Here is a 14786-nt window from a genome sequence, read left to right on the forward strand (position 1 = left end):
GAAATGGGTCGGGGCCCGCGCCTACTTGACGCCGAGACCGGCGTCGTCGACCGCGGGTTCACCCTTGGCCTTGAGGACCTTGTTGAGCAGCGTGAGGTCGTAGATGCCCTCGAGATCGGGCTGTTCCAGCAGGCCCGCCTCGACGGCGTGCTCCGCCTGCGCGTCGAGGGTGGCGGCCAGCGGGTCGTCGGTGAGCCGGATCGACTCCCACGCCGGGTCCAGGACGTCGGCCGGCAGCGCCTTGCCGGTGTCCTTCTCCAGCTGCCTGTTCGCCGCGGCTCTGGCTTCGTCGGGGTTGGCCCCGATCCACTCGTTGGTGTCGACGGAGGCCCTCAGGACCGCCTCGACAGCCTCGGGGTGCTCCTCGAGGAACTCCTGCCGCACGATGATGTTCGTGATCACGAACCTCTCGTCCGGCCACAGCGTCGACTCGTCCAGCAGCACCTTGCCGCCCTGGGCGACCAGCCGGGACGCGGTGGGCTCCGGCACCCAGGCGCCGTCGACGGACCCGGACCCGAACGCGTTCGGGGTCACCTTGTTGTCGCTGCGGACGACCGTCACGTCGCCCTTGCCGCTCTGCGCGTCGACCTTCCAGCCCTGCTCGGCGATCCAGTTGAGGAACGCCACGTCCTGCGTGTTGCCCAGCTGCGGCGTGGCGATGCGCTTGCCCTTGACGTCCCTCAGCGACTTGACCTTGTCCGGGTTCACCACCAGCTTCACCCCGCCGGAGGCCGAACCGCCGATGATCCGCAGGTTCTTGCCGTCCGACTTGGCGTAGCCGTTGATCGCGGGGGACGGGCCGATCCAGCCGATGTCGATGGAGCCGGAGTTCAGCGCCTCGATCTCGGACGGGCCCGCGTTGAAGACCGCGTACTTCGCCTCGGTGCCGCCCAGCTCCTTCTGGAAGAAGCCCTTCTGGTTGCCGACCAGGGGAGTGGCGTGCGTGACGTTGCCGAAGTAGCCGATCCGGACGGAGTCGAGCCCGTCGATCTTCTCGGCGCCCGCCGCGACCTTCGCGGTGTCGTCGTCCTTGGCCTGCGAGCCGTACCCGCAGCCGGCGAGGGCCAGCAGCGGGAGGGCGGCGAGGGCCGCGAGGGTGCGGCGCAGGGCGGTGGTGGCAGGCACGGGAGGTGTTCCTCTCGTTGGTCCGGCTCGCACGCCTGTCGGTTCGTCCGATGCGTCAGGTCGTGGCCGGGAAGGCGGCAGGTCTTCGGCTGTGCGGGTGGGGGGTGTGGGCGCGCGTGCGGTGCGCGTACGTCAGCGCGTACATCGCGCCACTCCGCCCTGCCCGCTCCCGAGGGCGCCTCCCCCGGACTTCGTCCGGGGGGACCCCCAGCCGACGCGGCCGCCCTCCTTCGCGAACGTGGAGCAGAAGTCGGGGGAGCCCATGCTCAGAAGTCCCACCCGTCGTCGTCCGCCTCGCCCTTGACCGGCTCCGGCGTGGCGAAGGACTCGCCGGCCATGCCGGCGGTGAGCGTGGTGCCGTCGCTCGGGTCGATCAGGATGAACGAACCCGTGCGCCGCGAGTCGGCGTAGGAGTCCGCGGGCAGCGGTTCCGCCGTACGGATCTTCACCCGGCCGATGTCGTTGGCGGCGAGCTGCCCCGGGTGCGGGTGCAGGGACAGGTCGTCCAGCGTGAGCCGGGCCGGGATGTCCTTGACGATCGCCTTGACCGTGCGGGTGCCGTGCTTGAGCAGGACCCGGTGGCCGACGGTGAGCGGGGCGTCCGCGACGTGGCAGACCGTGGCCTCCACGTCCTGGGTGGTGGCCGGCGCGTCCTTGCTGGGCACGATCAGGTCGCCGCGCGAGACGTCGATGTCGTCCTCCAGCAGCAGCGTCACCGACTGCGGCGTCCAGGCGACGTCGACCGGTTCGCCCAGCAGGTCGATGCCGGCCACCAGCGTCGTGCGACCGGACGGCAGGACCTTCACCTCGTCCCCGACCCGGAAGGTGCCGGCGGCGATCTGGCCCGCGTAGCCGCGGTAGTCGGGGTGCTCGGCGGACTGCGGCCGGATCACGTACTGCACGGGCAGCCGGGCGTGGCAGTGGGCCAGGTCGTGGCTGACCGGGACGGTCTCCAGGTGCTCCAGCACGGTCGGCCCGCCGTACCAGTCCATCGTCGCGGACGGCTCCACCACGTTGTCCCCGGCGAGCGCCGAGATCGGGATCGCGGTGACCTCCGGGACGCCCAGCTCGGTGGCGTACGCCGTGAACTCCTCGGCGATGGCCGCGAACACGGGCTCCGCGTAGTCGACCAGGTCCATCTTGTTGACGGCGAGGACGACGTGCGGGACCCGCAGCAGGGCGGCGATCGCGGCGTGCCTGCGGGTCTGCTCGACGACGCCGTTGCGGGCGTCGACCAGGATCACCGTGAGTTCGGCCGTGGAGGCGCCGGTGACCATGTTCCGGGTGTACTGCACGTGCCCGGGGGTGTCGGCCAGGATGAACCGGCGGCGCGGGGTGGCGAAGTAGCGGTAGGCCACGTCGATGGTGATGCCCTGCTCGCGCTCGGCCCGCAGGCCGTCGGTGAGCAGCGCGAGGTCCGGGGCCTCCTGGCCGCGGCTCGCGGAGGCGCGCTCCACGGCTTCCAGCTGGTCGACGAGGACCGACTTGGAGTCGTGCAGCAGACGGCCGACCAGGGTGGACTTGCCGTCGTCGACGGACCCGGCGGTGGCGAACCGCAGCAGGGTGGTCTCCGACAGCTGCCAGGCCGCCGGCGGCTCGGTGGGTTCGGTGGTGCTGGTCATCTCTAGAAGTACCCCTCGCGCTTGCGGTCTTCCATCGCGGCCTCGGACATCTTGTCGTCGGCACGCGTCGCGCCGCGCTCGGTGAGCCGGGAGGCGGCGATCTCGGCGATCACCTTCTCGATGCTGTCGGCGTCCGAGTCGACGGCGCCGGTGCAGGACATGTCGCCGACGGTGCGGTAGCGGACCCGCCGCTTGACCACCGTCTCGTCGTCCTTCGGTCCGCCCCACTCGCCGGCGGTCAGCCACATCCCGCCGCGCCCGAAGACCTCGCGCTCGTGGGCGTAGTAGATCGCCGGCAGTTCGATGCCCTCACGGGCGATGTACTGCCACACGTCCAGCTCGGTCCAGTTGGAGAGCGGGAAGACCCGGACGTGCTCGCCCGGGGCGTGCCGGCCGTTGTACAGGTTCCACAGTTCGGGGCGCTGGCGGCGCGGGTCCCACTGGGAGAACTCGTCCCGCAGCGAGAACACCCGCTCCTTCGCCCGAGCCTTCTCCTCGTCGCGGCGCCCGCCGCCGAAGACGGCGTCGAACTTCTCCGCCTGGATCTTCTCGGTCAGCGGAAGCGTCTGCAGCGGGTTGCGGGTGCCGTCCGGGCGCTCCTTGAGCACTCCCCGGTCGATGTAGTCCTGCACGGAGGCGACGTGCAGGCGCAGCCCGTGCTTCTCGACCGTGCGGTCGCGGTAGTCGAGGACCTCGGGGAAGTTGTGCCCGGTGTCGACGTGCAGCAGGGAGAACGGTACCGCCGCGGGGGCGAACGCCTTCAGCGCCAGGTGCAGCATGAGGATGGAGTCCTTGCCGCCGGAGAAGAGGATCACCGGCCGCTCGAACTCGCCCGCCACCTCGCGGAAGATGTGCACCGCCTCGGACTCGAGGGCGTCGAGGTGAGAGAGGGCGTACGGACCGGCCGTACCCTCCTCCACCGTGGCCACGGACGTCGTCATGCCAGTCCCCTTTCGGTGAGCAGGGCGTGGACCGCCGCGGCGGACTCCTGAACGGTCTGGTCCTGCGACTCGATGCGCAGGTCGGGCTTGACGGGCTCCTCGTACGGGTCGTCCACCCCGGTGAGCCCCGTCAGTTCACCCGCGGCCTGCTTGGCGTACAGGCCCTTCACGTCGCGCACCGAGCACACGTCGACCGGGGTGGCCACGTGCACCTCCACGTACGCCGTGCCGTTCGCCTCGTGCCGCTCGCGCACCGCGTCCCGGCTGTCCGCGTACGGCGCGATCACCGGGACCAGCGCGGTGACGCCGTTGCGGGCGAGCAGTTCGGCGACGAAGCCGATGCGCTGCACGTTGGTGTGCCGGTCCGCGCGGCCGAAGCCGAGGCCCGCCGAGAGGAACTCGCGGATCTCGTCGCCGTCGAGCAGCTCGACGCGCCGGCCCTCCTCGCGCAGCCGGCCGGCCAGTTCGCGGGCGATGGTGGTCTTGCCGGCACTGGGCAGACCCGTGAGCCAGACGGTGGCTCCGGTCGTCACGTGGTTCTCCCTGTTTCTCGATGGTCCGGTGGTCGTCGTCATGTCAGCCGTGCAGTCCGCACTCGGTCTTGGAGCGGCCCGCCCAGCGGCCGGCGCGGGCGTCCTCGCCCTCCAGCACACGGCGGGTGCAGGGCGCACAGCCCACGGAGGCATAGCCGTCCATCAGCAGCGGGTTGGTGAGGACACCGTGCTCGGCGACGTACGTTTGCACATCTTCCTGTGACCACCGTGCGATGGGGGAGATCTTCACCTTCTGCCGCTTCTCGTCCCAGCCGACCACGGGGGTGTTCGCCCGGGTCTCGGACTCGTCGCGGCGCAGACCGGTCGCCCAGGCCTGATAGCCCTTCAGGCCCTCCTCCAGCGGCCTCACCTTGCGCAGCGCGCAGCACAGGTCGGGGTCGCGGTCGTGCAGCCTCGGGCCGTACTCGGCGTCCTGCTCGGCGACGGTCTGGCGCGGGGTGAGCGTGATGACGTTCACGTCCATCACGGCCTCGACCGCGTCCCGGGTGCCGATGGTCTCCGGGAAGTGGTAGCCGGTGTCGAGGAACACCACGTCCACGCCGGGCAGGGCGCGGGAGGCGAGGTGGGCGACGACCGCGTCCTCCATGGAGGACGTCACGCAGAAGCGGCTGCCGAACGTCTCGGCGGCCCACCGGAGGATCTCCAGCGCGGAGGCGTCCTCCAGCTCGCGGCCCGCCCGCTCGGCAAGCGCCTTGAGCTCCTCGGCCGTACGTGCTTCCTGAAGCGCCGTCATATCGGTTCGCCTCCCGTGGAGTCGGTCTGAAGACCCCGGGCGAGAAGCCCGAGGAACTTCAACTGGAATGCGCGGTTGCACGCCCCGCATTCCCAGGCCCCGTGACCCTGCTCGCCCGGACGCAGGTCCTCGTCGCCGCAGTAGGGGCAGTAGAAGGGGGCGGCGCGCTCGCTCACGACAGGGCCTCCTCGGAGGCACGGGCCGCCCAGGTCGCGAAGCGCTCGCCGTCCTCGCGCTCGGCCTGGTAGCGCTTCAGCACGCGCTCCACGTAGTCCGGCAGCTCCTCGGCCGTGACCTTCAGGCCGCGTACCTTGCGGCCGAAGCCGGGCTCCAGGCCGAGCGCGCCGCCCAGGTGCACCTGGTAGCCCTCGACCTGCTCGCCCCGGTCGTCGAGGACCAGCTGGCCCTTGAGGCCGATGTCCGCGGTCTGGATGCGGGCGCAGGCGTTCGGGCAGCCGTTGAGGTTGATGGTGAGGGGCTCGTCGAACTCCGGGAGCCGGCGCTCCAGCTCGTCGATGAGCGAGGCGCCGCGCGCCTTCGTCTCGACGATGGCGAGCTTGCAGAACTCGATGCCGGTGCAGGCCATGGTGCCGCGCCGGAAGGTGGAGGGCCGCGCGGTGAGGTCCAGCGCCTCCAGGGACTCGACCAGGGAGTCGACCTGCCCCTCCTCGACGTCGAGGACGATCATCTTCTGCTCGACCGTGGTGCGCACCCGGCCCGAGCCGTGCGACTCCGCCAGGTCGGCGACCTTGGTCAGGATCGTGCCGTCGACGCGGCCGACGCGGGGGGCGAAGCCGACGTAGAAGCGGCCGTCCTTCTGCCGGTGCACGCCGATGTGGTCGCGCCAGCGGCTGGTCGGGTCGGCGGGCGCCGGGCCGTCGGTCAGCTTCCGCTTCAGGTACTCGTCCTCCAGCACCTGGCGGAACTTCTCCGCGCCCCAGTCGGCGACCAGGAACTTCAGGCGGGCGCGGTTGCGCAGCCGACGGTAGCCGTAGTCGCGGAAGATGGAGATGACGCCTTCGTAGACGTCGGGGACGTCCTCGATCGGCACCCAGGCGCCGAGGCGCACGCCCAGCTTGGGGTTGGTGGACAGGCCGCCGCCGACCCACAGGTCGAAGCCCGGCCCGTGCTCGGGGTGCTCCACGCCGACGAAGGCCACGTCGTTGATCTCGTGCACCACGTCCAGCACCGGCGACCCGGAGATCGCGGTCTTGAACTTCCGCGGGAGGTTCGAGTACGCCGGGTTGTTCAGGACCCGGCGCTTCATCTCCTCCAGGGCGGGCGTGCCGTCGATGATCTCGTCCTCGGCGATGCCCGCGACCGGGGATCCGATCATCACGCGGGGCGTGTCGCCGCAGGCGGTGACCGTGGACAGGCCGACGGCCTCCAGGCGGTTCCAGATCTCGGGCACGTCCTCGATCCGGATCCAGTGGTACTGGACGTTCTGCCGGTCGGTGATGTCGGCCGTGCCGCGCGCGAACTCCTGCGAGATCTCGCCGATGACCCGCAGCTGGGCCGTGGTCAGCGCACCGCCGTCGATGCGGACGCGCAGCATGAAGTAGCTGTCGTCCAGCTCCTCCGGCTCCAGGATGGCCGTTTTTCCACCGTCGATGCCCTGCTTGCGCTGGGTGTAGAGCCCCCACCAGCGCATCCGTCCGCGCAGGTCACTGGGGTCGATCGAGTCGAAACCCCTCTTGGAGTAGATCGTCTCAATACGTGTCCGTACGTTGAGACCGTCGTCGTCCTTCTTGACTTGCTCGTTGCCGTTGAGCGGGGTGAAGTGACCCACGGCCCACTGGCCCTCGCCACGGTGACGGCTCACCTTGCGGCGGGGGGTCGCGGCAGCAGGCTTCGGCGGGGTGGCGGTCATGGCGTGACACGTCCTTCGGGACAGGCGGAAAGCGGCTCTTACCTGCGCGTACGGGCGCATGGGCAGGCATGCGCGTCATTGCGCGGGGGGAGGCGAATGCGGGGAATCCGGTAGTGCTGGAGGGGACTCTCAGCGGACCGGACAGATGGCGCTGGACATGCGGCCGAGGTCGACGTGCCGCCGACTCACCAAGGCAATTCCAGTTCCAGGCATGGCGGAAGCCTGGCACGGAGATCTGGACACAGTCCAGCTTCTTCCGGAATGTGGACACCCCTGTCTCGTGAAGTGAGACAGGGGTGGGGCAGGGGTGTCGCGGACCGCCGGGCCGCCCCCCGCTGGAGAGGTGTCCGGTCAGGCGGGGAACGCTCCGGGCCAGGGTCCTGGAGTGGCCACCTCCGCTTCCTCCTCGACCTTGGTGTCGAACAGGCGGAAGCCGCGGCGCTGGTAGTTGTCCATCGCGTATGCGCCATCCTTGCTGCACGTGTGCAGCCACACCCGCTTGGTCGTGGCCAGCCCCGGCCACCGGTCCGCCAGGTCCCAGGCGCGGGCGGTGCCGTGCGAGAGCAGGTGGCCGCCGATGCGCCGGCCCCGGAAGGCCGGGATCAGGCCGAAGTACTCGATCTCCACGACCCCGTCGTCCCCCGGTGTCAGCTCCACGTATCCGGCCGGCGTGCCGTGATCGTAGGCGACCCAGGTCTCCACGCCGGGCCGCTCCAGGTGCTCCCGCCAGCGGGCGTGGCTCCAGCCGAGCCGGTCCGTCCAGCGGATGTCGCCGCCGACCGAGGCGTACAGGAAGCGGCTGAACTCGGGGGAGGGCACCTCGGCGCGGCCGATCCGGACGTCCCCTTCCGGTGCGGCGGCCGGCAGCAGATCGGTCGGCGCCGTCTGCTCCAGGGACCAGGTGGTCACGGCGATGTTGGTCATGCCGGTCAGGGAATCATCCGGTCCGCGGATCTGTCGATCCCCGCCCGCGCACGGCCCGCGTGCCCCGGGGCACCGTGGCCGTCAGCCGAGGGCGTCCTCGACCGAGGTCAGCGGCAGCGCGAAGAGCATGCGGTCCGACTGCGACCAGATCTCACCGGTCTGCGCCCAGTAGGACAGGGAGCCCACCTGCCCGCTCCAGCACTGCTGGGAGCGGTCCGCTCCGCACTCCGAGGTCCGGGCGCCCTCCGAGTCCTGGTGCCACAGGGTCCCGCGCCCGTCCTGTCCGCCGGCCGCGCGCCCCAGGTACCAGTCGGTCCGTGCCGCGCCGGCCGGGCGGTACGACAGCACACCTCTCACCTCGGCCGCCCCGGTCTCGTACGCCTCCACCGCGTCGACGTGTCCGGCGGAGTCGGCGGCCGGCAGCCCGGTGCGGGCCGGGTCCGTGCTGAACGCGTAGCGCCACAGCCGGGTGGGGCGGTCACTGTCCGCGGGCACCCGCTCGCTCGCCACCAGGCTGGCCGGGGACGTGCCGGGGTCCAGGGAGATCGCGCCGGGACGCGCCGCCCCGGAGGCGTCGGAGAGCCGGTACGAGGCGACGGCGGGAAGCACGTACGGGTGGCCGTCCGCCGCCCAGCCCCCCGGCACCCGCCCGACGGTGCCCGCGTCGGTGGTGGCGCGCTGGACCCGGTCCACGTCGTACACGTACAGCGCTTCGCGGCCCCCGGACCCGGTGGTGACCAGCAGTTTGTCCTGGTACCAGACCATGCCGGAGACGGGGGAGGCGAGCCCCCGGTAGTCGTGGCCGCCGTCGACCGGGACGGCGAGGAGGGCTGAGGTGTAGCCGAGGCGGTCGGGGTCGTCGGCGTCGACGAAGGAAACCCGGGCGAGACCGCCGTCGGGCGTGCCGTCGTCGCGGCTCCATGCGGAGAGGACGACGCGGTGGGCGCCCCAGCGGCCGTCCTCGTCGGCGCCCGAGGAGGTGGTGACCGCGCCGGGGCGCCAGCCCTCGGTGTCGTGGTCCCAGCAGTAGGCGCGGGTCGCCGCGGGGGAGACCGGCAGGGCCTCCCGCTCCCCGGCTGTGCAGTCGGCGGCTTCGCGCAGCGTGTGGTCGGCGGAGCCGAGGACGGTGTCGACGCCCACCGGTTCGCCCATCGCGGCGGAGAGCCGGTCGAGCCAGGGCCGTGGCACGCGGTGCTCCGTCAGTCGCAGCGCGTCGGTCTCGGCGGCCGAGGTGAGGGGCTTCAGGGCGCCGGGGTCGTCGGCGACCGTGGCCTGGGAGGCGCTGATCAGCGTGGCGGCGCCCGTCAGCGCGAGGGCCGCCCCGGTCAGGGCGGCGCGCAGCGCCCTGCCCCGCCTGCGTCGGCGGTGTCTGCCGCGATGCTTCATCGAACCTCCACGGGCGCCGGGCCAACCTGGCTCGACGGTGGTCACGTTGACCGAGGAGCGGATGGAGCGGTCCGTAGGGGATGCTACGACAGGCGGGCGGGTCAGCGGACGCGGACGATGCAAATATGCGAAAACAAACCGCCTTTCCGGCCATCCGGGAAAGGGTGCTCAGAGTGTCGGCAACGACGCCCTGCGTGCCGCCACCGCCGGTGCCGTCGAGTGGGGGAGCAGGTCGCGCGGGTCTTCCGGGAGGACCACCTCGACCTCCGCGTCCTCGCAGAAACGATACGGCCGGTGTTCCAGGTAAGCCCCGAGGTACCTCCGCACCCGCGACATCTCGGCCCGTACCGTCACCGTGCGGGCCGGGTCGCCGAACATGTCCTCGGCCAGCCCCGCCGCGCTGCGGCCGGCGCGGTGGTCGGCCAGCAGATACAGCAACTCCGCGTGCCGGGGACTCAGTTCCCTGACCCAGGCCTCCGCGCCGCCCAGCACCCGGACCGACCGGCGGCGCGGCTGCCCGAGGTCCAGCACGATCCGGGTGGCGCCCTGCGGTACCGGCGCCTCGGCCGCCCGTACCAGCCAGCCCTCACCCAGCGGCTCCACGGTGCACGCACCGAACGCCGGCAGCCACCTCGGCCCCGCCACGGGAGGCTTGGGCAGTACCACCCGGTCCAGGTACGGCATGCCCGTCACCGCCGCCGTCCAGCCGTCCCGGTCCGTCACGACGGCCCGCCCGCCGAGCCGGGCCAGCACCGGCGCGGCCACCGCCCGCAGCCGCTCCAGCGACAGCACGTGCAGCTCGCGCAGCCGGGCCTCGGCGAGCTTGGCCACCGAGTCGACCCAGGCGAGCGTCGCCGGGTGCATCGTCTCCAGCGGCCCGCTCACGTCGACCACGCCGAGCAGCCGGCCGCTGCGCGGGTCGGTGATGGGCGCACCGGCGCAGGTCCAGGTCGCCTGGGACCGGACGAAGTGCTCGGAGGCGAAGACCTGTACGGGCCGCCGGGTGACCGCCGGCGTGCCCACCCCGTTGGTGCCGACCACCTCCTCGCGCCAGTCCGCCCCCAGTTCGAAGCCGAGGCCGTCGGCCTTGCGCAGCACTCGCGCGCTGCCCTCCCGCCACAGCACCCGGCCCTCCTCGTCGGCGACCACCATGATGTGGTGCGCGACGTCCGCGACCGACAACAGGCCCTCCCGGAGCACCGGCAGCACGTGCCGCAGCGCTGAGGTCTCCCGCCGCCGCCGCACCTCCTCGGGGGCCAGCAGCCCGGCGCGGAAGTCGTGCTCGGGATCGACACCGCTGCGCAGCACCCGGTCCCAGGACTGCTCGATCACCGGCCGCGGCGCCACCGGAGCCCGCCCGCCCGAGAGCCTGGCGGAGCGGACCTCGTTGAGCATCCGCGCCGCACGCGCCGTGTCGACGGCGGCGAACTGCGTCACGTCCATCGGCGAGAGCGCCACTGATCCCCGTCCTCCCGGAAGCCGGATGTTCGGATACTCGGATGTTCGTCTGATGCCGACCGCTTGCCCGGGACACGCGGACACAGTCCGCGCACAGCCCGCAGCAAGTTGCAACCCCCTGCAACCCTGGTGGACGGCCCTGGCCGGTGTCCAAACTTGAACCACGTCGCCCCGAGCGGCGTACGCGGCCTGAACGGGCCAGTGTGGCGGGGGTGGTGCCGTGTCGGCGCAGCACCACCCCCGTACCACCCGGCCGGATCAGGACACCGGCCGGGCCCGCTCCACCACCGACGCCAGATCCAGTGTGGGCGGCAGCGTGCCGAAGGCCGCGCCCCCGTCACCGCCCAGCCGCGCGGCGCAGAACGCGTCGGCGACCTCCGGCGGCGCGTACCGGACCAGCAGCGAACCCTGGAGCACCAGCGCCAGCCGCTCCACCAGCCGCCGCGCCCGCCCCTCGGCGGCCCCCAGATCGGCCAGCTCCGCCAGCAAACCCCTGATCGCCGCGTCGAGACGGTGATCGGCGCCACGCGCCGCGCCCACCTCGGTCAGATACGCGTCCATCGCGAGCGGCTCCCGCCCGAGCGCCCGCAGCACGTCCAGCGCCTGCACGTTGCCGGCGCCCTCCCAGATCGAGTTCAGCGGCGACTCGCGCACCAGCCGGGGCATCCCCGACTCCTCGACGTACCCGTTGCCGCCCAGACACTCGGCGGCCTCCACCGCCACCGGCGCACACCGCTTGGTCACCCAGTACTTGGCCGTCGGCACCGCCAGCCGCAGCAGCGCCCGCTCCCGCTCGTCACCGCCTTCGGCGGCGTCGTAGGCCGCCGCCAGCCGCAGCGCGAGCGTGGTGGCCGCCTCCGACTCGATCGCGAGATCCGCGAGGACGTTGCGCATCAGCGGCTGGTCGACCAGCTTCGCGCCGAACGCCTCCCGGTACGCGCAGTGGTGCACCGCCTGCGCGACGGCCTGCCGCATCAGGCCCGCCGAACCCAGGACGCAGTCGAGCCGGGTCGCCGCGACCATGCCGATGATGGTGCGCACCCCGCGCCCCTCCTCGCCGACCCGGCGCGCCCAGGTCCCGGCGAACTCGACCTCGGCGGAGGCGTTGGACCGGTTGCCCAGCTTGTCCTTCAGCCGCTGGATCAGGAACACGTTGCGGGTGCCGTCCGCCAGCACGCGCGGCACCAGGAAGCAGGTCAGCCCTCCCGGGGCCTGCGCCAGCACCAGGAACCCGTCCGACATCGGCGCCGAGCAGAACCACTTGTGCCCGGTCAGCTCGTACGTGCCCTCCTCGGCGAGCGGTCGCGCCGAGGTGGTGTTCGCCCGTACGTCGCTGCCGCCCTGCTTCTCCGTCATGCCCATCCCGAACAGCGCACCGGCCTTCAGGTGGGCCGGCCGCAGCTCCCGGTCGTACACCCGGGAGGTCAGCCGCGGCTCCCACTCCGCGGCGAGCCGCGGGTCGGCGCGCAGGGCCGGCACCGCCGCGTGGGTCATCGACAGCGGGCAGCCGTTGCCCGCCTCGACCTGGGTCCACATGAGGAAACCGGCGGCGCGCCGCACATGGCCGCCCGGCCGGGACCAGGCCGCGGTCAGGCCCGCCGAGACCCCCTTGCCCAGCAGCCGGTGCCAGGACGGGTGGAAGCCGACCTCGTCGACGCGGTGGCCGTAACGGTCGTGGGTGCGCGGCACCGGCGGGTTCTCGTTGGCCTGCGCGCCCCATTCCTGGGTCTGGGCCGACCCGCAGCTGCGGCCCAGACCCGACAGCTCCGCCACCGCCTCCTCGCGCAGCTCCGGTGCCAGGTGCCGCTCGACCGCGGCCGTCAGGGCCCGGTCGGCGGTGAAGACGTCGTAGCCGACCAGCGGCGGGGCCTGATTCGTCACGGTGTGGGTACTGCCTGCCATGACCGTGAACCTACCGTGCCCGGGACCGGCGGGGGGCCGGCACCGTGCGACAGGCGTCCGCGGATGAGTGCGACCCCCGGCGGCGGATACCTTTAGGTCGTGCAGCCAGCAAGTGAATCCCCCGAACGGCCCTCCGGCCGGCTCCATCGCGCCCGGGTTCTGTACCGGAACGTATCCAAACGCAGGACCACCTGGCTGCTGCTCAAGGACACGGTCAACTCGTGCATGGAGTACCGCATCCTCGGCCTGGCCGCCGAGGCCGCGTTCTTCACCCTGCTGTCGGTGCCGCCCCTGCTGCTGAGCGTCATCGGCCTGCTCGGCTACGTCGACCTGTGGATCGGCGCCGACACCACCGACAGCGTGCGCACCAACATCGTCGACGCCTCCCGCGCGGTGCTCTCCGAGCGGGGGGTCGAGCAGATCACCGAGCCGATCCTGGACGACGTGATGAAGGGCGGCCGGCCCGACGTCATCTCCATCGGCTTCCTGTTCGCCCTGTGGTCGGGCTCCCGCGCGGTGAACGTCTTCATCGACACCATCACCGTGATGTACGGCCTCGACGGGGTCCGGGGGATCGTCAAGACCCGCCTGATGGCCTTCCTGCTGTTCCTCGTGGCCCTGCTGATCGGGTCCGTCGCGCTGCCGCTGATGGTGGCCGGTCCGGACGCCGTGGTGCGCGTCGTGCCGTGGTCGACGACGGTCGTACAGGTGCTGTACTGGCCGGTCGTCATCATCCTGTCCGTCGTGTTCCTGACCACGCTGTACCACGTCTCGGTGCCCGTGCGCTCCCCGTGGATCGAGGACGTGCCGGGCGCGCTGGTCGCCCTCGCCATGTGGGTGCTCGGCAGCTTCCTGCTGCGCATCTACCTCACCAACACCGTCGAGGGCCCCACCATCTACGGCTCGCTCGCCGCGCCCGTCGCCGTGCTGCTGTGGATTGGCGTGTCCGCGTTCGCGGTGCTCGTCGGTGCCGCGGTCAACGCGGCCATCGACCGGGTCTGGCCCGCCGCCGCCACCGCAGCCGCCCGCGAGGCCAACGAGCGGCTGCGCCAGGCCCAGGTCGCCGAGTACGTGGCCCGCACCGCCGCGAACGGCGAGGCGGACCCCGACATGCCCTCCGAGTTCCCGGAACGCTGGTCCCGCTTCCTCCCCCCGGAGGACGTCACGTCCCGCCTGCGCACCCAGGTGAGGAACACGCCGCCCGCGAACCACAACAAGCCGGAGGCCTCGTAGGCCCGGCCGGGACGCTCCGCGCGGCCGGTGCGCCCACCGCCGGGGGCGGCTGCCGCGTGGGGGCGGCCGCTGGGCCGGGGGCGGCTGCCGGGCGCCGCGTGCCGGGCCCGGACGCCGCCCGCGCGGAGCGCCGCCGGACGGGCGGGGCCGCTACGGCAGGTCCCCGGCCCGCCACGTCCCCGCTGTCGCGCCTTCCCGTACGAAGTCACCGAAGTCCCTCGGCGCACGGCCCAGCACCTGCTGGACCCCGTCCGACAGGTGGGCGTTGCGGCCGTCGAGCAGGGCGCCGAACAGCTCCACGAGGAACGCGGCCTCCTCCTCCGGCACCCCGAACCCGGCCAGGTTCTCCCCGTACTCGTGCGGCGTCACGGCCCGGTACGCCAGCGCCCGGCCCGTCTCCTTCGCGATCTCGGCGACCGCCTCCCCGAAGGTCAGCAGCCGCGGCCCCGAGACCTCCAGCACCCGCCCGGCGTACCGGTCGCCGGAGGCCAGCGCCGCCACCACCACGTCCGCGACGTCCCGCAGGTCCACGAACGGCTCCCGGGCCGCCTCACCCGCCGGGAACACCAGCTCCCCGCGCCGGCGCAGCTCCTCCACCAGCGGCCCCTCGCTGAAGTTCTGCGCGAACCACGCGGCCCGTACGACCGTCCAGTCGGCGCCCGCCCCGGCCAGCGCCTCCTCGGTGGGCCGTGCCTGCTCCTCGCCCCGCGCCGACAGCAGCACCAGCCGCCGTACGCCGAGCCCGGCCGCCTCCCGCGCCAGCGCCCCGACCGCCCCGGCGGCGTCGGGGGCGCCGACGTCGGTGGGGTAGGCCAGGTAGGCCGCGTCGGCGCCGCGCAGGACGTCCGCCCAGGTCGACCGGTCCCCCCAGTCGAAACCGGTCGCCCGGGACGCCGCCCGTACGGTCAGTCCGGCCGCCCGCGCCGCCTCGGCCACCCGCCGCCCGGTACGACCGGAGGCCCCCGTCACCACTACCGTCAGGTCCGTCTGTGTGCCCGTGTCAGCGATGTCTGTCATGGCTTCAGTCAACCGCCGGGC

Annotated in this window: 14 protein-coding genes; 1 reads left to right on the forward strand and 13 read right to left on the reverse strand. The window is 72.5% G+C overall.

The features are described from left to right. Positions 1-21: 21 nt before the first annotated feature. The 12 genes from ACH4F2_RS21650 to ACH4F2_RS21705 all read right to left on the reverse strand — a co-directional run bounded on the left by ACH4F2_RS21650 (position 22) and on the right by ACH4F2_RS21705 (position 12515). Positions 22-1125: an aliphatic sulfonate ABC transporter substrate-binding protein gene (locus ACH4F2_RS21650; RefSeq protein ID WP_398134334.1), complete on the reverse strand. Its 1104-nt coding sequence runs from the start codon at positions 1123-1125 to the stop codon at positions 22-24. 266 nt (positions 1126-1391) lie between these two features. Beyond that, positions 1392-2747 (reverse strand): sulfate adenylyltransferase subunit 1, encoded by a 1356-nt coding sequence (locus ACH4F2_RS21655; protein WP_398134335.1) that lies wholly within the window; start codon positions 2745-2747, stop codon positions 1392-1394. Between the two features lie 2 nt (positions 2748-2749). After that, on the reverse strand, positions 2750-3688 hold the full coding sequence (gene cysD / locus ACH4F2_RS21660; protein ID WP_398134336.1) for a sulfate adenylyltransferase subunit CysD: 939 nt from the start codon (positions 3686-3688) through the stop codon (positions 2750-2752). Continuing rightward, positions 3685-4263, reverse strand: a complete 579-nt coding sequence (gene cysC, locus ACH4F2_RS21665) for an adenylyl-sulfate kinase (protein WP_398134337.1) — start codon at positions 4261-4263, stop codon at positions 3685-3687. The genes cysD and cysC overlap by 4 nt, the downstream gene beginning before the upstream one ends. A gap of 1 nt (position 4264) precedes the next feature. Next, positions 4265-4975: a phosphoadenylyl-sulfate reductase gene (locus tag ACH4F2_RS21670; RefSeq protein WP_398134338.1), complete on the reverse strand. Its 711-nt coding sequence runs from the start codon at positions 4973-4975 to the stop codon at positions 4265-4267. Further along, positions 4972-5151: a hypothetical protein gene (locus ACH4F2_RS21675; RefSeq protein WP_398134339.1), complete on the reverse strand. Its 180-nt coding sequence runs from the start codon at positions 5149-5151 to the stop codon at positions 4972-4974. The genes ACH4F2_RS21670 and ACH4F2_RS21675 overlap by 4 nt, the downstream gene beginning before the upstream one ends. Continuing rightward, entirely contained in the window at positions 5148-6845 is a 1698-nt protein-coding gene (gene sirA / locus ACH4F2_RS21680; RefSeq protein WP_398134340.1) for a sulfite reductase SirA, read from the reverse strand. The genes ACH4F2_RS21675 and sirA overlap by 4 nt, the downstream gene beginning before the upstream one ends. A gap of 129 nt (positions 6846-6974) precedes the next feature. After that, complete coding sequence (locus ACH4F2_RS21685; RefSeq protein WP_351391960.1) at positions 6975-7058, reverse strand: putative leader peptide; 84 nt, start codon at positions 7056-7058, stop codon at positions 6975-6977. Between the two features lie 138 nt (positions 7059-7196). Continuing rightward, positions 7197-7769 (reverse strand): GNAT family N-acetyltransferase, encoded by a 573-nt coding sequence (locus ACH4F2_RS21690; protein ID WP_398134341.1) that lies wholly within the window; start codon positions 7767-7769, stop codon positions 7197-7199. Between the two features lie 81 nt (positions 7770-7850). Continuing rightward, entirely contained in the window at positions 7851-9155 is a 1305-nt protein-coding gene (locus ACH4F2_RS21695) for a hypothetical protein (protein ID WP_398134342.1), read from the reverse strand. Positions 9156-9323: 168 nt separating this feature from the next. Continuing rightward, the gene (locus ACH4F2_RS21700; protein ID WP_398134343.1) at positions 9324-10613 is read right to left on the reverse strand and encodes a GAF domain-containing protein; all 1290 of its coding nucleotides are present in this window, start codon (positions 10611-10613) and stop codon (positions 9324-9326) included. A 258-nt stretch (positions 10614-10871) separates the two neighbouring features. After that, the gene (locus tag ACH4F2_RS21705) at positions 10872-12515 is read right to left on the reverse strand and encodes an acyl-CoA dehydrogenase family protein (protein WP_398134344.1); all 1644 of its coding nucleotides are present in this window, start codon (positions 12513-12515) and stop codon (positions 10872-10874) included. Positions 12516-12614: 99 nt separating this feature from the next. On the opposite strand from ACH4F2_RS21705, the gene ACH4F2_RS21710 reads away from it, so the two are divergent. After that, the gene (locus tag ACH4F2_RS21710; RefSeq protein ID WP_398134345.1) at positions 12615-13748 is read left to right on the forward strand and encodes a YihY/virulence factor BrkB family protein; all 1134 of its coding nucleotides are present in this window, start codon (positions 12615-12617) and stop codon (positions 13746-13748) included. 150 nt (positions 13749-13898) lie between these two features. Here ACH4F2_RS21710 and ACH4F2_RS21715 read toward each other — a convergent pair whose 3' ends face one another. Then, entirely contained in the window at positions 13899-14765 is an 867-nt protein-coding gene (locus tag ACH4F2_RS21715) for an NmrA family transcriptional regulator (RefSeq protein ID WP_398134346.1), read from the reverse strand. Positions 14766-14786 lie beyond the last annotated feature (21 nt).

The sequence above is a fragment of the Streptomyces sp. NPDC017890 genome (assembly GCF_044328675.1).
In the GTDB taxonomy this organism is placed as follows: Bacteria; Actinomycetota; Actinomycetes; order Streptomycetales; family Streptomycetaceae; genus Streptomyces.